Raw genomic sequence first — 16,668 nt, forward strand, 5'->3', positions numbered from 1 at the left:
TTAGACCAGTTACAATCTAAGTCTTGAAGCGATTCGCGGGTTTTATAAGTTGTTTTCCCGGATTGCAGTTAGTGCCGACGTGGTGAAATTGGTAGACACGCTATCTTGAGGGGGTAGTGGCGAAAGCTGTGCGAGTTCGAGTCTCGCCGTCGGCACCAAATGTTATCTAAATGCCAGCCGCTTGCTTCGCTTCGGCTGGCATTTTCACTTCTGACGCGCGGCTTGCGTTGGGCTTGCGGCATGTGCATTGTCGAAGTGATTTCGCGTCAGGAGTGCTATGCTCTTGGCGGCATTCAGAACCAACCGATAGAGGATAGTCTTGAACCTCGCAGCCTATTTCCCCGTCTTGTTGTTCCTCATTGTGGGCACCGGTTTAGGCGTAGCACTGGTCAGCATTGGCAAGATCCTCGGTCCCAACAAGCCCGATACCGAGAAAAACGCACCATACGAGTGCGGCTTCGAAGCATTCGAAGATGCGCGCATGAAGTTCGATGTGCGCTACTACCTCGTCGCCATTCTCTTCATCATTTTCGACCTTGAAACCGCGTTCCTGTTCCCGTGGGGTGTGGCCCTGCGCGACATCGGCTGGCCTGGCTTCATGGCGATGATGATTTTCCTGCTCGAATTCCTGTTGGGCTTTGCCTATATCTGGAAGAAGGGCGGCCTCGACTGGGAATGATGGATTAATCGCCGGTTTGCGAGGGTGGCCAAGGCTTGCCACCCCGTCTGGAGTGGAAAGCAAATGAGTATCGAAGGGGTCTTGAAGGAAGGGTTTGTCACCACTACGGCAGACAAACTGATCAACTGGACGCGCACCGGCTCGTTGTGGCCGATGACGTTCGGTCTCGCGTGCTGCGCGGTCGAGATGATGCATGCGGGCGCTGCCCGTTATGACCTTGACCGTTTCGGCGTGGTGTTTCGTCCGAGTCCGCGTCAATCGGACGTGATGATCGTCGCCGGCACGCTGTGCAACAAGATGGCGCCGGCTCTGCGCAAGGTCTACGACCAGATGGCCGAGCCGCGCTGGGTGATTTCGATGGGCTCGTGCGCGAACGGCGGCGGCTACTACCACTATTCCTATTCGGTAGTGCGCGGCTGCGATCGGATCGTGCCGGTCGACGTCTACGTGCCGGGTTGCCCGCCTACGGCGGAAGCGCTGGTGTACGGCGTGATCCAGCTGCAGGCCAAGATCCGTCGCACCAACACAATCGCCCGTCAATAAGGCCAACGCCTCCCCCACAATATGGCAAGCAAACTCGAGACCCTGAAAGCGAACCTCGAGGCGGCCTTTGGCGGCCTCCTGTTGAGCACCACCGAGGCAATCGGTGAGTTGACGATCGTCGTGAAGGCGAGCGACTACATCAACGTGGCAACGCGTCTACGCGACGATCGCTCGCTCGGCTTCGAGCAGCTGATGGATCTGTGCGGCGTCGATTATCAGACCTACGCCGATGGCGCATACGACGGTCCGCGTTTCGCGGCCGTTCTGCATTTGTTGTCGGTGCAGAACAACTGGCGTCTGCGTTTGCGCGTATTCGCACCGGACGACGAAGTGCCGATCGTCGCGTCAGTCGTCGATATCTGGAGTTCGGCCAACTGGTACGAGCGCGAAGCATTCGACCTGTACGGCATCGTCTTCGAAGGCCACCCGGACTTGCGCCGCATCCTGACCGACTACGGTTTCATTGGTCACCCGTTCCGTAAAGATTTCCCTGTCTCGGGTTACGTCGAAATGCGTTACGACCCGGAAGAGAAGCGCGTCGTCTATCAGCCTGTGACGATCGAGCCGCGGGAAATCACGCCGCGCGTGATCCGCGAGGATCGCTATGGCGGTCTGAAACACTAAGAGAACGCCATGGCAGAGATCAAGAACTACACGCTCAACTTCGGCCCTCAGCATCCGGCGGCGCACGGTGTGCTGCGCCTCGTGCTCGAACTCGACGGCGAAGTCATCCAGCGCGCCGATCCGCACATCGGTCTGCTGCATCGCGCGACCGAAAAGCTCGCGGAAACCAAAACCTTCATCCAGTCCGTGCCGTATATGGACCGCCTCGACTACGTGTCGATGATGGTCAACGAACACGGCTACGTGATGGCGATTGAAAAGCTGCTCGGCATCGAAGTGCCGGTGCGCGCGCAGTACATCCGCGTCATGTTCGATGAAATCACACGGGTGCTGAACCACCTGATGTGGATCGGCGCACACGCGCTCGACGTCGGCGCGATGGCGGTGTTTCTGTATGCGTTCCGCGAACGCGAAGACCTGATGGACGTGTATGAAGCGGTATCCGGCGCACGGATGCACGCGGCTTACTATCGTCCGGGTGGCGTGTATCGCGATCTGCCTGACGCAATGCCGCAATACAAGGCGTCGAAGATTCGCAATGCGAAGGCATTGTCGAAGATGAACGAGAACCGTCAAGGTTCGCTGCTCGACTTCATCGACGATTTCTTTACGCGTTTCCCGAAGTGCGTCGACGAATACGAAACGCTGCTTACCGACAACCGGATCTGGAAGCAACGTCTGGTCGGTATCGGTGTGGTCAGCCCGGAACGGGCGCTGAATCTCGGTATGACCGGCGCGATGTTGCGCGGCTCGGGTATCGAGTGGGATTTGCGCAAGAAGCAGCCGTACGAAGTTTACGACAAGATGGATTTCGACATTCCGGTCGGCGTTAATGGCGATTGCTATGACCGATATCTGGTTCGCGTCGAAGAAATGCGCCAATCCACGCGGATTGTGAAACAGTGCATTGAGTGGCTGCGTAAGAATCCAGGCCCGGTGATGATCGACAATCACAAGATTGCGCCGCCGTCGCGTGTCGGCATGAAGTCGAACATGGAAGAGCTGATTCACCACTTCAAGCTCTTCAGTGAAGGCTTCCACGTACCGGAAGGCGAAGCGTACGCTGCTGTCGAGCATCCAAAGGGCGAGTTCGGTATCTACCTGATCTCGGACGGCGCGAACAAGCCGTATCGTCTGAAGATTCGCGCACCGGGCTATGCGCACCTGTCCACGCTCGATGAAATGGCGCGCGGTCACATGATCGCCGACGCTGTGACGATCATCGGTACGCAGGACATCGTGTTCGGCGAAGTGGATCGCTAGGACGTATTCATCGGCGCGCGTCTTCAGATTGCACCGAAGCACGCGTCAAGCAAAGGAACGCCGGGTCTGTCGCAGCATGATGTGAGCGACGGGTTTTCGTTCGGTAGGAATTGAAAGAGTCGTGTCTGAAAATGATCTCAGCTGAAGGCCTGAAAGAAATCGATCGTGCGATCGCGAAGTATCCCGCCGATCAGAAACAGTCCGCCGTGATGTCGGCGCTGGCTACTGCTCAGGAAGAGCATGGCTGGCTGTCGCCCGAACTCATGCAGTTCGTTGCGGACTATCTCGGCATGCCGGCGGTCGCCGTGCAGGAGGTGGCTACCTTCTACACGATGTACGAGACCTCGCCGGTCGGCGAGTACAAGATCACCCTCTGCACGAACCTGCCGTGCCAGCTCGGCCCGGACGGCGGCTCTGACAGCGCCGCTGAATATCTGAAGCAGAAGCTCGGCATCGACTTCGGTGAAACCACGGCTGACGGCAAGTTCACCTTGAAAGAAGGTGAGTGCATGGGTTCGTGCGGCGATGCGCCGGTGATGCTGGTGAACAACCATCGCATGTGCAGCTTCATGAGCCGCGCGAAGATCGACCAGCTGCTCGAGGAACTTTCGAAATGACGTCTTTACACGATCGTCACATCAAACCGCTGATTCTCGCCGGCCTGAACGGCGACAACTGGCATCTCGAAGACTATGTGGCGCGCGGCGGTTACGCTCAGCTGCGCCGCATTCTGGAAGAAAAGATTCCGCCCGAGCAGGTGATCGCCGACGTCAAGGCGTCGGGTCTGCGCGGCCGTGGCGGTGCGGGCTTCCCGACCGGTCTGAAGTGGAGCTTCATGCCGCGTCAGTTCCCGGGGCAGAAGTACCTCGTCTGCAATTCGGACGAAGGCGAACCGGGCACGTTCAAGGATCGCGACATCCTGCGTTTCAATCCGCATTCGCTGATTGAAGGCATGGCCATCGGCGCGTACGCGATGGGCATCACGGTCGGCTACAACTATATCCACGGCGAAATCTGGGAAGTCTACAAGCGCTTTGAACAAGCGCTGGATGAAGCCCGCCGCGCCGGGTTCCTCGGCGACAACATCATGGGTTCGGGCTTCTCGTTCGAACTGCATGCACATCACGGCTACGGCGCCTACATTTGCGGCGAAGAAACCGCGCTGCTCGAATCGATCGAAGGCAAGAAGGGCCAGCCGCGCTTCAAGCCGCCGTTCCCGGCGAGCTTCGGCGTCTATGGCAAGCCGACCACGATCAACAACACCGAGACGTTCGCTGCGGTGCCGTTCCTGCTCGCGATCGGTCCGCAGAATTACCTCGAAATCGGCAAGCCGAACAACGGCGGCACGAAGATTTTCTCGGTCGCAGGCGACGTTGAGCGTCCCGGCAACTATGAAATTCCGCTCGGCACACCGTTCGCAACGCTTATGGAACTGGCCGGCGGCATGCGCGGCGGCAAGAAGATCAAGGCCGTGATTCCTGGCGGCTCGTCGGCACCGGTGATCCCCGGCGAAATGATGATGCAGACCGACATGGACTACGACTCGATCGCCAAGGCTGGCTCGATGCTCGGTTCCGGCGCGGTCATCGTGATGGACGAGACGCGTTGCATGGTCCGTTCGCTGTTGCGTTTGTCGTATTTCTATTATGAAGAGTCGTGCGGTCAGTGCACGCCGTGCCGCGAAGGCACCGGCTGGCTGTATCGCGTCGTGCATCGTATCGAACACGGGCAAGGCCGTCCGGAAGATCTGGATCTGCTGAACTCGGTTGCTGAAAACATCATGGGCCGCACGATTTGCGCGCTCGGCGATGCAGCGGCCATGCCGGTTCGCGGCATGCTCAAGCACTACTGGGACGAATTCGAATATCACGTCGCTCATAAGCATTGTCTCGTCGGCGGTCACGCCGGTGCGGCAGCGGCGTCGGAAACAGTGGCTGCTTAAGTGCCGAAATAAGTACGCTAAATAGCGCACCAGAACACATCATCCGCGGGATTCACCGCCTGAAACGGGCGTTGAACAGGGCGAACGATTGAGCGGTAACAGGTTAAGGAAGATTGACCATCATGGTTGAACTTGAAATAGACGGCAAGAAAGTAGAGGTGCCTGAAGGCAGCATGGTGATCCAGGCTGCGCATAAGGTCGACACGTACATTCCTCACTTCTGCTATCACAAGAAGCTGTCGATTGCGGCCAACTGCCGGATGTGTCTGGTCGATGTCGAAAAGATGCCGAAGGCCGTGCCCGCATGCGCCACGCCGGTGTCGGCCGGCATGATCGTGCGCACCAAGTCCGATAAGGCGGTGAAGGGCCAGCAAGCCGTGATGGAATTCCTGCTGATCAACCACCCGCTGGATTGCCCGATCTGCGATCAGGGCGGCGAGTGCCAGTTGCAGGATCTGGCCGTGGGCTACGGCAAGTCGTCGTCGCGTTATAGCGAAGAAAAGCGCGTGGTGTTCCACAAGAACGTCGGCCCGCTGATCTCGATGGAAGAAATGTCGCGTTGCATTCACTGCACGCGTTGCGTCCGCTTCGGCCAGGAAGTCGCCGGCGTGATGGAGCTCGGCATGCTGGGCCGTGGCGAGCATTCGGAAATCACGTCGTTCGTCGGCAAGACGGTCGACTCGGAACTGTCGGGCAACATGATCGATCTGTGCCCGGTCGGCGCGCTGACCAGCAAGCCGTTCCGCTACAGCGCCCGCACGTGGGAGCTGTCGCGCCGCAAGTCGGTGAGCCCGCACGATTCCGTCGGTGCAAACCTTGTGGTGCAAGTCAAGAACAACCGCGTGATGCGTGTTCTGCCGTTCGAAAACGAATCCATCAACGAGTGCTGGATTTCGGACAAGGACCGGTTCTCGTACGAAGCCCTGAATAGCCCGGAACGTCTGACGCAGCCGATGCTCAAGCAAGGCGGCAAGTGGGTCGAGACCGACTGGCAAACCGCGCTCGAATACGTGGTCAAGGGTCTGAAGGGCATCAAGGGCGACCACGGCGCGAACGCGCTGGCCGCTCTCGGCAGCGCCCACAGCACGGTCGAAGAACTGTTCCTGTTGAAGCAGTTGGCCCAGGCGGTCGGCACGCCCAACGTCGATTTCCGTCTTCGTCAGTCGGATTTCTCCGCACCCGTCAACGGTGCACCGTGGCTCGGCACGGCGATCGCCGATCTGTCGAACGTGGATTCGGTGCTCGTGATCGGTTCGGATCTGCGCCGTGATCATCCGCTGTTCGCCGCGCGTCTGCGTCAAGCTGCCAAGAGCGGTACGAAGCTCACGCTCGTGCAAGCCACCAACGACGACGCGATGATTCCGCAAGCGCGACGCGTGGTCGCTGCACCGTCGGCGTGGCTCGATGCACTGGCTGGCATCGCCGGCGCGGTGTCGGAAGCAAACGGCGTGGCACCGCCGGAGGCCTTCGCCGGCACGCAGCCGACGGACTCCGACAAACAGGTCGCGAAGTCGCTCGCCAGCGGCGAACACCGCGTGGTGTTGCTCGGCAATGGTGCGGTCCGTCATCCGGACTTCGCCGCGATTCACGCTGCGGCGCAATGGATCGCGGACGCGACCGGCGCAACGTTGGGTTTCCTCACGGAAGCCGCCAACACGGTCGGCGCGCATCTCGTGAACGCATTGCCGGGTGAGGGCGGTTTGAACGCTCGCGAAGTGTTCGAACAACCGCGCAAGGGCTATGTGCTGCTGAACGTCGAACCCGAGTTCGACACGGCCAATCCGGCGCAGGCTCTGGCCGCGCTGAAGCAGGCTGAAATGGTCGTCGTGATGTCGCCGTTCCAGATTGGGGCCGACTACGCCGACGTGCTGCTGCCGATCGCACCGTTCACAGAAACGGCCGGCACATTCGTCAACGCCGAAGGTACCGTGCAGACGTTCAACGGCGTCGTGCGTCCGCTGGGCGACACGCGTCCGGCATGGAAGGTTCTCCGTGTCCTGGGCAGCCTGCTGGGCGTGCCCGGCTTCGAATTCGACACCTCGGAAGAAGTGCGCACGGCAGCCCTCGGCGATGGCGAGATCAAGTCGCGTCTGTCGAACAAGACGGGCGTCGCGGTTGCACGCGGCAAGGCAGCGAAGGCAGCGGAAGACAAGTTCGAGCGTATCGCCGACGTGCCGATCTACCACGCCGACGCGCTGGTGCGTCGCGCTGAGTCGCTGCATCTGACGGCAGCGGCGCGCGCAGCGAATTCGGTCGGTCTGCCGGCTGCGCTGTTCGACAAACTGGGTTTGAAGGAAGGCGACGCAGTGCGCGTGCGCCAGGGCGAGCAATCGGTGCAGTTGCCGGCCGTGCGCGACGCGAATCTTGCGGAGACGGTCGTCCGCGTATCGGCGGGTACGCCCGCCGGTGCCGCGCTGGGCAGCCTGTTCGGTGAACTGCTGGTGGAGAAGGCGTAAATGAGCTTGTTCGATACGATCAACTCGGGCGGCACCCAGCTTCTCGGTGTGGCATGGCCCACGGTGTGGGCACTGGTGCGCATCCTGGTGGTGGCCGTCGTGATCCTGCTGTGCGTGGCTTACCTGATTCTGTGGGAGCGTAAGCTGATCGGCTGGATGCACGTACGTCTCGGCCCGAACCGCGTGGGCCCCGCAGGTTTGCTGCAGCCGATCGCCGACGTGCTGAAGCTGTTGCTGAAAGAAGTGATTCAGCCCGCCCAGGCGAGTCGCTGGATCTACATGATCGCGCCGATCATGGTGGTGGTGCCGGCCTTCGCGGTGTGGGCGGTGATTCCGTTCCAGGCTGGCGCGGTGCTCGGCGACATCAACGCGGGTCTCTTGTATGCGATCGCGATTTCGTCAGTCGGTGTGTACGGCGTGATCCTGGCCGGCTGGGCGTCGAACTCGAAGTACGCGTTCCTCGGCGCCATGCGCGCGGCCGCTCAAATGGTCTCGTACGAAATTTCGATGGGCTTCGCCCTCGTCGTCGTGCTGATGACCTCGGGCAGCCTGAATCTGTCGGACATCGTGACGTCGCAGGAGCGCGGCATTTTCGCCGGCTACGGCTTGAACTTCCTGTCGTGGAACTGGCTGCCGCTGTTGCCGATGTTCGTCGTGTACTTCATCTCGGGCATCGCCGAAACTAACCGTCACCCGTTCGACGTGGTGGAAGGTGAGTCGGAAATCGTCGCGGGCCACATGATCGATTACTCGGGGATGGCGTTTGCGCTGTTCTTCCTCGCCGAGTACATCAATATGATCGTGATCTCGGCATTGGCTGCAACACTGTTCCTCGGCGGCTGGAGCGCACCGTTCGGCTTCCTGTCGTTTGTCCCGGGCATCGTTTGGCTCGTCGCCAAGGTTTTCTTGCTGCTGTCGGTATTCATCTGGGCGCGTGCCACGTTCCCGCGCTATCGCTATGACCAGATCATGCGTCTGGGCTGGAAGATTTTCATTCCGGTTTGCGTGGTGTGGCTCATTGTGGTCGGCTTCTGGATCATGTCGCCGTTGAATATCTGGAAATAAAGGGCGGATGAACCCATGACCGCAATCCAAAACTTTTTCAAGACCTTCTTCCTGACGGAATTGCTTAAGGGCCTCGCGCTGACGGGACGTTACGCGTTCCAGCGCAAGATCACGGTGCAGTTCCCGGAAGAGAAGACCCCGATCTCGCCGCGTTTTCGCGGCCTGCATGCGCTGCGCCGCTATGAAAATGGCGAAGAACGCTGCATCGCCTGCAAGCTGTGCGAAGCGGTATGCCCGGCGCTCGCCATCACGATTGAATCGGAAACCCGTGCGGATAACACGCGCCGCACGACGCGTTATGACATCGACCTGACCAAGTGCATCTTCTGCGGTTTCTGCGAAGAGAGCTGCCCGGTCGACTCGATCGTCGAGACGCACATTCTCGAATATCACGGCGAAAAACGCGGCGACCTGTATTTCACGAAGGACATGCTGCTGGCCGTGGGCGATCGCTACGAAGCGGAGATCGCCGCGAACAAGGCAGCCGACGCACCGTATCGTTGAAGCGCTTCTGTTGAAGCAGTAAATGCAGCAGTAACACGGCCTGTTGTCGGGCCGAGCGCCGCGGTCTGACCGCCGCGGCACGGCGCACTTGTGCGGCTGTTCTGACGGTTTCGGCCGCTTCTACCCGCCACACGTGCCAAAGAACAATGCCTGACGATGGCCTAACGATGAACCGGTAATCATGGAATTCACGACCGTACTGTTCTACATCTTCGCGCTGCTCCTGGTGGTTTCAGGGCTGAAGGTGATCACCTCGCGCAACCCGGTTTCGTCCGCACTGTTTCTGGTGCTGGCGTTCTTCAACGCAGCCGCGATCTGGATGCTGCTGCAGGCCGAGTTCCTCGCGATCCTGCTGGTGCTGGTGTACGTTGGCGCGGTGATGGTGCTGTTCCTGTTCGTCGTGATGATGCTGGACATCAACATCGACGTGCTGCGAAAAGACTTCAAACGCTTCGTGCCAATGGCCACGCTGGTGGGCGCGATCATCGTGATCGAGACGGCGCTGATCCTGTGGCACGGCTACGGCGCGACCACCACGGTGCTGCGTGACACCACGGCTGCGGCCAACGGGATGGCGGGCTGGTCGAACACCCGCATCATCGGCAAGGTCATCTACACCGACTACATCTTCGCGTTCGAAGTCGCCGGCCTCGTGCTGCTGGTGGCGATCATCGCGGCGATTGCGTTGACCACGAGTCACAAGAAAGACAGCAAGCGCCAGAACATCAGCGAGCAGGTCAAGGTGCGTGCTCAGGACCGCGTGCGCATCGTGAAGATGGCATCTGAAAAGACCGCGGCAACTGTCGCGGCAGAAGAAGCCGCCGCAGCGGCAGCAGCGGCCGACTCGGCACCCGCTAAAAACAGCTGAGCGGACAGGAGATAAAAATCATGTTGACCCTTGCTCATTACCTTGTCCTCGGCGCGATCCTGTTTGCGATCAGCGTCGTGGGCATTTTCCTGAACCGTCGCAACGTCATCATCATCCTGATGGCGATCGAACTGATGCTGCTGGCGGTGAACACCAATTTCGTCGCGTTCTCGCATTACCTCGGCGACGTGCATGGTCAGATCTTCGTCTTCTTCGTGCTGACGGTTGCAGCAGCTGAAGCGGCGATCGGACTCGCAATTCTGGTGACCCTGTTCCGTAGCCTCGACACGATCAATGTCGAGGACCTCGATCAGCTCAAAGGTTAATTTCAGGTAAAGCGGTTATGTCAACGACACTCAATGAAAACCTGCTGCTGGCGATCCCGCTGGCACCGCTGGCCGGCTCCCTGATTGCGGGGCTGTTTGGGAAAGCGGTGGGGCGAGCCGGTGCGCACTCGGTCACGATCCTCGGCGTCGCGATCTCGTTCATCCTCTCGGTCATCGTCTTCTTCCAGGTGATGGACGGCGCGAGCTTCAACGCCACCGTCTATGACTGGATGCAAATCGGCAAGACGAAGTTCGAGATCGGCTTCCTGGTCGACTCGCTGACGGCGATGATGATGTGCGTGGTGACCTTCGTGTCGCTCATGGTGCACATCTACACGATCGGCTACATGGCCGACGACGACGGCTACCAGCGCTTCTTCTCGTACATCGCGCTGTTCACGTTCTCGATGCTGATGCTCGTGATGAGCAACAACTTCCTGCAGCTGTTCTTCGGCTGGGAAGCGGTGGGTCTGGTGTCGTACCTGCTGATCGGCTTCTACTTCACCCGTGAGAGCGCGATCTACGCGAACATGAAAGCGTTCATCGTGAACCGCATCGGCGACTTCGGGTTCCTGCTCGGCATCGGCCTGCTGTTCGCTTTCGCCGGTTCGATGAACTACGGCGACGTGTTCGCGAAGCGCACCGAACTCGCGGCATTGAGCTTCCCGGGCACGGACTGGGGCCTGCTGACGGTCGCCTGCATTTGCCTTTTCATCGGCGCGATGGGTAAGTCAGCGCAGTTCCCGCTGCACGTCTGGCTGCCGGATTCGATGGAAGGCCCGACGCCGATCTCCGCACTGATTCACGCGGCAACCATGGTGACGGCCGGTATCTTCATGGTCGCGCGCATGTCGCCGCTGTTCGAACTGTCGGATACGGCGCTGTCGTTCGTGATGGTGATCGGCGCGATCACGGCGCTGTTCATGGGCTTCCTCGGGATCGTCCAGAACGACATCAAGCGCGTGGTGGCTTACTCGACGCTGTCGCAGCTCGGTTACATGACGGTCGCACTCGGCGCATCGGCTTACTCGGTCGCCATCTTCCACCTGATGACGCATGCCTTCTTCAAGGCGCTGCTGTTCCTCGGCGCGGGTTCCGTGATCATCGGCATGCACCACGATCAGGACATGCGCAACATGGGCGGCCTGCGCAAGTACATGCCGATCACGTGGATCACGTCGCTGGTCGGTTCGCTCGCGCTGATCGGTACGCCGTTCTTCTCAGGCTTCTACTCGAAAGATTCGATCATCGACGCGGTGAAGTTCTCCCATCTGCCGGGTTCGGGTTTCGCGTACTTCGCAGTGGTGGCGAGCGTGTTCGTTACTGCGCTGTACTCGTTCCGTATGTACTTCATGGTGTTCCACGGCAAGGAGCGCTTCCGCGATCCGAAGCATCCGGAATCGCCGATGGGCGCTGAAGCCGCAGCCCACGCACGCGCACACGACGCACATGGTCACGACGCACACGGCCATGGTCACGACGACCACGCGCACGAGCCGCATGAAACGCCGTGGGTGGTGTGGGTGCCGCTGGTGCTGCTGGCAATTCCGTCGGTGGTGATCGGTGCGATCGCTGTCGCTCCGATGCTGTTCGGCGACTTCTTCCAGCACGGCGTGGCGTTCGACAAGGTGATCTTCGTCGGCGAAAACCATCCGGCGCTGCATGAGATGGCTGAAGAATTCCAGGGCTGGGCGTCGATGGGTCTGCATTCGGTCTCAGGTCTGCCGGTGTGGCTGGCGCTCGCGGGTGTGTTGGTCGCGTGGTTCCTGTACCTGGTTCGTCCTGATCTGCCGGCTGTCATCAAGCGCGCGTTCGGTCCGATCTACACGCTGCTCGACAACAAGTACTACATGGACAAGATCAACGAAGTCGTGTTCGCGCGGGGCGCCGTGGCAATTGGCCGGGGGCTCTGGAAGGAAGGCGACGTCGTGGTTATCGACGGCATCGTCAACGGCAGCGCACGCTTTATCGGCTGGTTTGCCGGCGTGATCCGCTTCCTCCAATCCGGCTACATCTACCACTACGCGTTTGCCATGATTATCGGCATGTTGGGGCTCCTGACCCTGTTTGTAACGCTCGGCGGCAAATAAGGCGAGGGACACTAATGCACGCTTATCCGATTCTCAGTATCGCGATCTGGTTACCGATCCTCGTAGGTCTCCTGGTCCTGGCTATTGGTTCCGACCGGAACCCGGCTCCGGCGCGCTGGATTGCGCTGATCGGCTCGGTCGTCAGCTTCATCGTGACGATCCCGCTGATTACTGGTTTTGATTCGAACACCGCCGATCTGCAGTTCGTCGAAAAGGCGAACTGGATCGAGCGCTTCAACATCACGTACCACCTGGGTGTCGACGGCATCTCGATGTGGTTCGTCGTGTTGACCGCCTTGATTACGGTGATCGTCGTGATCTCCGCGTGGGAAGTCATCACGAAGAACGTGGCCCAGTACCTCGCTTCGTTCCTGATCCTGTCCGGCATCATGGTCGGCGTGTTCAGCGCAGCGGACGGCATGCTGTTCTACGTGTTCTTCGAAGCGACGCTGATTCCGATGTACATCATCATCGGTGTGTGGGGTGGGGCGAACCGCGTGTACGCGGCGTTCAAGTTCTTCCTGTACACGCTGATGGGTTCGCTGCTGATGCTGGTTGCGCTGCTGTACCTGTACATCCAGACCGGCACGTTCGATCTGGCTACGTGGCAGAACACGCAGATCGGCATGACCCCGCAGATATTGTTATTTATAGCGTTCTTCCTGGCCTTCGCCGTGAAGGTGCCGATGTGGCCGGTTCACACGTGGTTGCCTGACGCCCACGTGGAAGCGCCGACTGGCGGCTCGGTCGTGCTGGCCGCGATCATGCTGAAGCTGGGTGCGTATGGTTTCCTGCGCTTCTCGCTGCCGATCACGCCGGACGCGAGCCACTTCCTCGCACCGGTCGTTATCTCGCTGTCGCTGATCGCGGTGATTTACATCGGTCTGGTCGCGATGGTGCAGGCCGATATGAAGAAGCTGGTCGCGTATTCGTCGATCGCGCACATGGGTTTTGTGACGCTGGGCTTCTTCATCTTCAACCAACTCGGTATGGAAGGCGCGATCGTGCAGATGATCTCGCACGGTTTTGTGTCGGGCGCAATGTTCCTGTGTATCGGCGTGTTGTACGACCGGATGCACTCGCGCCAGATCGCCGATTACGGCGGTGTCGTCAACGTGATGCCGAAGTTCGCAGCGTTCGTGATGCTGTTCTCGATGGCCAATTGCGGCTTGCCGGGTACTTCCGGTTTCGTCGGCGAGTTCATGGTGATTCTGGCTGCTGTCCAGTACAACTTCTGGATCGCAGGTGGTGCGGCAGTCACGCTGATTCTCGGCGCGGCCTACACGCTGTGGATGTATAAGCGTGTGTACTTCGGCGCGGTCGGCAACGATCACGTGAAGAGCCTTCTCGACATCAATCGCCGTGAGTTCTTCATGCTGGCAATACTCGCTGCACTGACGATGTTGATGGGCCTGTATCCGAAGCCCTTTACCGATGTGATGCACGTATCCGTGGACAACCTCCTCTCCCACGTTGCGCAGTCCAAGCTGCCGTTGCCACAGTAATGCAGAGCGGAGGAATTTAAAGATCATGCAAAACGCCCCTATGACTGCTCTGCTGCCCGACGCACTGGTGATGCTCGCCGTTGTCGTCGCGTGGCTCAACGACACGTTCGTCGGCGAGTCCGGTCGCCGTACCACGTATTTCATCGCGGTCATCTCGACGCTCGTGGCCGGCATCTGGTTCGCACTGAACGCGTTCGACCCGCAAGTGCACTACTTCTTCGGCCACATGTACGTGGTGGATTCGTTCGCCAACGTGATGAAAGCGGTGGTGACGCTCGGCTACACCGTGTCGATCGTTTATTCGCGCAAGTACCTCGAAGATCGCGCTCTGTTCCGAGGCGATTTCTTCCTGCTGGGCATGTTCTCGTTGCTCGGCCAGCTCGTGATGATCTCCGGCAACAACTTCCTGACGCTGTACCTCGGTCTGGAATTGATGTCGCTGTCGCTGTACGGTGTGATCGCACTGCGTCGTGACGCGGCGCAGTCAAACGAAGCAGCAATGAAGTACTACGTGCTCGGCGCAATGGCTTCGGGTTTCCTGCTGTACGGCATCTCGATGCTGTACGGCGCGACCGGCTCTCTCGACCTGAACGAAGTGTTCAAGGCGATCGGCACGAGCCACTACGATCCGAGCGTGCTGCTGTTCGGCGTGATTTTCATCGTGGCTGGCGTGGCGTTCAAGATGGGCGCAGTGCCGTTCCATATGTGGGTGCCTGACGTGTATCAAGGCGCACCGACGGCGATGACGCTGCTGGTCGGCGGCGGTCCGAAGGTCGCGGCTTTCGCGTGGGGCCTGCGCTTTCTCGTGATGGGCCTGCTGCCGCTGGCTGTCGAATGGCAACAAATGCTGGTGATTCTGGCCGCGCTGTCGCTGATCGTCGGCAACATCACCGGTATCGTGCAACGCAACGTCAAGCGCATGCTCGCGTACTCGGCGATCTCGAACATGGGCTTCGTGCTGCTGGGCCTGCTGGCAGGCGTGGTGGATCAGAAGACGACCGGCGCGGCCAACGCGTACGGCTCGGCCATGTTTTACAGCATCGTCTACCTGATTACGACGATGGGCACCTTCGGCATCATCATGCTGCTGGCACGCCGCGATTTTGAAGCTGATACGATCGAAGACTTCAAGGGTCTGAATCAACGCAGCCCGGTGTTCGCGTTCGTCATGATGGTGATGATGTTCTCGCTCGCCGGCATCCCGCCTGCGGTCGGCTTCTACGCCAAGCTCGCGGTGCTGCAGGCAACCATGAATGCCGGTTTGACCTGGCTGACCGTGTTGGCCGTGATCACGTCGCTGTTCGGTGCGTTCTATTACCTGCGTATCGTCAAGCTGATGTACTTCGACGAACCGCAAGACAAGTCGCCGATCCTCGCCGACACCAGCACGCGTGCTTTGCTCGCGCTCAATGGGGTTGCGGTGCTGGTGCTCGGTATCGTGCCGGATCCGCTGTTGAAGGCCTGCCTGCAGGCTATCCAGCACACGCTGCTGCTCTGATGTCGGCTGCGGGTTGGTTTATCGTGTTGTTGGCGCTGGTCGGCGCCAACCTGCCGTTCCTGAATCAGCGTCTCTTCGCCGCCGTGCCATTGAAAGCGGCGAAGAAGAGCGCCTGGATCCGAATTGCCGAATTGATCGTGCTGTACTTTGTGGTGGGCGCGCTCGGTTTTCTGCTGGAAGCCCGCGCGGGTAACCGCTTCGAACAGGGGTGGCAGTTCTACGCGATCACGTTCGCGTTGTTCGTCGTGTTCGCCTTCCCCGGCTTTACCTTCCAGTATCTCGTCAAACGTCGCTGACGGCGTCTCGCCGTCGCGCACCAAGCTGTCCTGAGGTCGCATATGGCTGCACTTCCCAATCACGACGCCGCGCTCACCGAGACCTGTCTCGAGAGCAAAACGATCCATCAAGGGCCGTTCCTGACGCTCAAGTGCGACACGGTCCGCTTGCCCGACGGTAAGCAGGCCACTCGCGAGTACGTTCAGCATCCGGGCGCCGTGATGGTGATCCCGCTATTCGACGACGGCCGCGTGTTGCTGGAAAGCCAGTACCGCTATCCGATGGGCAAGGTCATGGTCGAGTATCCGGCGGGCAAGCTCGATCCGAACGAAGGCGCGCTGGCCTGCGCGAAACGAGAGCTGCGGGAAGAGACCGGCTATACGGCGCGCGAGTATGTTTATCTGACGCGCATTCATCCCATCATTTCGTACTCGACCGAATTCATCGACATTTACCTGGCGCGTGGGCTGACTGCCGGCGAGCGCAAACTCGACGACGGCGAATTCCTCGAACTGTTCACGGCTAGCGTTACCGACATGTTGGAATGGGTACGTACGGGCAAGGTGACGGACGTGAAAACCATCATCGGTACGTTCTGGCTGGAGAAGGTGCTATCGGGTGCCTGGCCGATGGCCGAGCCGCAATAGCGCGCTCAGTTCAGAACGCAGAACGGGCGCGAGTCGCGCGCCGCTTGGACAATGTGCAAAAAGCCCCTGTTGGTCTATGACCCTGCCCCTTACTTGGCGTGTTGATAGGGGCCTTGCCTGGCGGGGCTAACCCAACTTTCGCTATTCGCGGCCTCGGCTGATGCCAAGTCATTGATTTTAAATGACGTGCATATCAACAGTCTTCACTACAGGGCGTACGTTTTGGTAGCGGCGACTGGCGATGGCCGGGCCGTGATTTTCGGCGGTGGCTGTGCGGGCAAGGTCAGGCGCAAATGGTCAAGCAGCAGGCGGTGCTCTGGTTCTGGCTGGGTGTAGCGAGACAGGATCAGGTCGCGTCCGTCAGTGGTCGGCAGATGAACGT

The 16,668-nt window shown here is 59.8% G+C and carries 16 protein-coding genes and 1 tRNA gene; all 17 read left to right on the top strand.

Annotated elements, in window-relative coordinates:
• The first annotated feature begins 73 nt into the window (after nt 1-73).
• A tRNA-Leu gene (locus GNZ13_RS24140) sits at nt 74-158 on the top strand.
• Between the two features lie 161 nt (nt 159-319).
• On the top strand, nt 320-679 hold the full coding sequence (locus tag GNZ13_RS24145; protein WP_007175615.1) for an NADH-quinone oxidoreductase subunit A: 360 nt from the start codon (nt 320-322) through the stop codon (nt 677-679).
• Nucleotides 680-742: 63 nt separating this feature from the next.
• Nucleotides 743-1,222, top strand: a complete 480-nt coding sequence (locus GNZ13_RS24150; protein ID WP_006052903.1) for a NuoB/complex I 20 kDa subunit family protein — start codon at nt 743-745, stop codon at nt 1,220-1,222.
• A gap of 21 nt (nt 1,223-1,243) precedes the next feature.
• Nucleotides 1,244-1,846 (top strand): NADH-quinone oxidoreductase subunit C, encoded by a 603-nt coding sequence (locus tag GNZ13_RS24155; RefSeq protein WP_097391876.1) that lies wholly within the window; start codon nt 1,244-1,246, stop codon nt 1,844-1,846.
• Nucleotides 1,847-1,855: 9 nt separating this feature from the next.
• Nucleotides 1,856-3,109, top strand: coding sequence for an NADH-quinone oxidoreductase subunit D (locus GNZ13_RS24160; protein ID WP_172168812.1), 1,254 nt, complete (start codon nt 1,856-1,858; stop codon nt 3,107-3,109).
• A gap of 131 nt (nt 3,110-3,240) precedes the next feature.
• The gene (nuoE, locus tag GNZ13_RS24165) at nt 3,241-3,726 is read left to right on the top strand and encodes an NADH-quinone oxidoreductase subunit NuoE (RefSeq protein ID WP_172168815.1); all 486 of its coding nucleotides are present in this window, start codon (nt 3,241-3,243) and stop codon (nt 3,724-3,726) included.
• A complete protein-coding gene (gene nuoF, locus GNZ13_RS24170; protein WP_172168818.1) occupies nt 3,723-5,051 on the top strand; it encodes an NADH-quinone oxidoreductase subunit NuoF in 1,329 nt (442 codons plus the stop codon). Before nuoE ends, nuoF begins: the two co-directional genes overlap by 4 nt.
• A gap of 122 nt (nt 5,052-5,173) precedes the next feature.
• Nucleotides 5,174-7,507: an NADH-quinone oxidoreductase subunit NuoG gene (nuoG, locus tag GNZ13_RS24175; RefSeq protein WP_172168821.1), complete on the top strand. Its 2,334-nt coding sequence runs from the start codon at nt 5,174-5,176 to the stop codon at nt 7,505-7,507.
• Complete coding sequence (nuoH, locus tag GNZ13_RS24180; protein WP_172168824.1) at nt 7,508-8,572, top strand: NADH-quinone oxidoreductase subunit NuoH; 1,065 nt, start codon at nt 7,508-7,510, stop codon at nt 8,570-8,572.
• A 15-nt stretch (nt 8,573-8,587) separates the two neighbouring features.
• The gene (nuoI, locus tag GNZ13_RS24185; RefSeq protein WP_063495298.1) at nt 8,588-9,076 is read left to right on the top strand and encodes an NADH-quinone oxidoreductase subunit NuoI; all 489 of its coding nucleotides are present in this window, start codon (nt 8,588-8,590) and stop codon (nt 9,074-9,076) included.
• Nucleotides 9,077-9,257: 181 nt separating this feature from the next.
• Nucleotides 9,258-9,944: an NADH-quinone oxidoreductase subunit J gene (locus GNZ13_RS24190; RefSeq protein WP_172168827.1), complete on the top strand. Its 687-nt coding sequence runs from the start codon at nt 9,258-9,260 to the stop codon at nt 9,942-9,944.
• Between the two features lie 20 nt (nt 9,945-9,964).
• The gene (gene nuoK / locus GNZ13_RS24195) at nt 9,965-10,270 is read left to right on the top strand and encodes an NADH-quinone oxidoreductase subunit NuoK (protein ID WP_013339863.1); all 306 of its coding nucleotides are present in this window, start codon (nt 9,965-9,967) and stop codon (nt 10,268-10,270) included.
• Nucleotides 10,271-10,287: 17 nt separating this feature from the next.
• Nucleotides 10,288-12,360 carry an NADH-quinone oxidoreductase subunit L gene (gene nuoL / locus GNZ13_RS24200; protein ID WP_172168830.1) on the top strand — a complete coding sequence of 691 codons (2,073 nt, stop codon included), beginning with the start codon at nt 10,288-10,290 and terminating at the stop codon, nt 12,358-12,360.
• A gap of 14 nt (nt 12,361-12,374) precedes the next feature.
• Nucleotides 12,375-13,865, top strand: a complete 1,491-nt coding sequence (locus tag GNZ13_RS24205) for an NADH-quinone oxidoreductase subunit M (protein ID WP_172168833.1) — start codon at nt 12,375-12,377, stop codon at nt 13,863-13,865.
• Nucleotides 13,866-13,890: 25 nt separating this feature from the next.
• Complete coding sequence (nuoN, locus tag GNZ13_RS24210) at nt 13,891-15,363, top strand: NADH-quinone oxidoreductase subunit NuoN (protein WP_172168855.1); 1,473 nt, start codon at nt 13,891-13,893, stop codon at nt 15,361-15,363.
• Nucleotides 15,363-15,659, top strand: coding sequence for a DUF2818 family protein (locus GNZ13_RS24215; RefSeq protein WP_007175603.1), 297 nt, complete (start codon nt 15,363-15,365; stop codon nt 15,657-15,659). Before nuoN ends, GNZ13_RS24215 begins: the two co-directional genes overlap by 1 nt.
• A gap of 42 nt (nt 15,660-15,701) precedes the next feature.
• Nucleotides 15,702-16,286, top strand: coding sequence for an NUDIX domain-containing protein (locus tag GNZ13_RS24220; RefSeq protein WP_172168857.1), 585 nt, complete (start codon nt 15,702-15,704; stop codon nt 16,284-16,286).
• Nucleotides 16,287-16,668 lie beyond the last annotated feature (382 nt).

Source organism: Paraburkholderia elongata (assembly GCF_013177735.1).
Taxonomy (GTDB): Bacteria; Pseudomonadota; Gammaproteobacteria; order Burkholderiales; family Burkholderiaceae; genus Paraburkholderia; species Paraburkholderia elongata.

Bases quoted from the DNA above. Each gene is read 5' to 3' on its own strand.
- GNZ13_RS24150 (WP_006052903.1), top strand. From the start codon at position 743: ATGAGTATCGAAGGGGTCTTGAAGGAAGGGTTTGTCACCACTACGGCA.
- GNZ13_RS24155 (WP_097391876.1), top strand. From the start codon at position 1,244: ATGGCAAGCAAACTCGAGACCCTGAAAGCGAACCTCGAGGCGGCCTTT.
- GNZ13_RS24160 (WP_172168812.1), top strand. From the start codon at position 1,856: ATGGCAGAGATCAAGAACTACACGCTCAACTTCGGCCCTCAGCATCCG.
- nuoE (WP_172168815.1), top strand. From the start codon at position 3,241: ATGATCTCAGCTGAAGGCCTGAAAGAAATCGATCGTGCGATCGCGAAG.
- nuoF (WP_172168818.1), top strand. From the start codon at position 3,723: ATGACGTCTTTACACGATCGTCACATCAAACCGCTGATTCTCGCCGGC.
- nuoG (WP_172168821.1), top strand. From the start codon at position 5,174: ATGGTTGAACTTGAAATAGACGGCAAGAAAGTAGAGGTGCCTGAAGGC.
- nuoH (WP_172168824.1), top strand. From the start codon at position 7,508: ATGAGCTTGTTCGATACGATCAACTCGGGCGGCACCCAGCTTCTCGGT.
- nuoI (WP_063495298.1), top strand. From the start codon at position 8,588: ATGACCGCAATCCAAAACTTTTTCAAGACCTTCTTCCTGACGGAATTG.
- GNZ13_RS24190 (WP_172168827.1), top strand. From the start codon at position 9,258: ATGGAATTCACGACCGTACTGTTCTACATCTTCGCGCTGCTCCTGGTG.
- nuoK (WP_013339863.1), top strand. From the start codon at position 9,965: ATGTTGACCCTTGCTCATTACCTTGTCCTCGGCGCGATCCTGTTTGCG.
- nuoL (WP_172168830.1), top strand. From the start codon at position 10,288: ATGTCAACGACACTCAATGAAAACCTGCTGCTGGCGATCCCGCTGGCA.
- GNZ13_RS24205 (WP_172168833.1), top strand. From the start codon at position 12,375: ATGCACGCTTATCCGATTCTCAGTATCGCGATCTGGTTACCGATCCTC.
- nuoN (WP_172168855.1), top strand. From the start codon at position 13,891: ATGCAAAACGCCCCTATGACTGCTCTGCTGCCCGACGCACTGGTGATG.
- GNZ13_RS24215 (WP_007175603.1), top strand. From the start codon at position 15,363: ATGTCGGCTGCGGGTTGGTTTATCGTGTTGTTGGCGCTGGTCGGCGCC.
- GNZ13_RS24220 (WP_172168857.1), top strand. From the start codon at position 15,702: ATGGCTGCACTTCCCAATCACGACGCCGCGCTCACCGAGACCTGTCTC.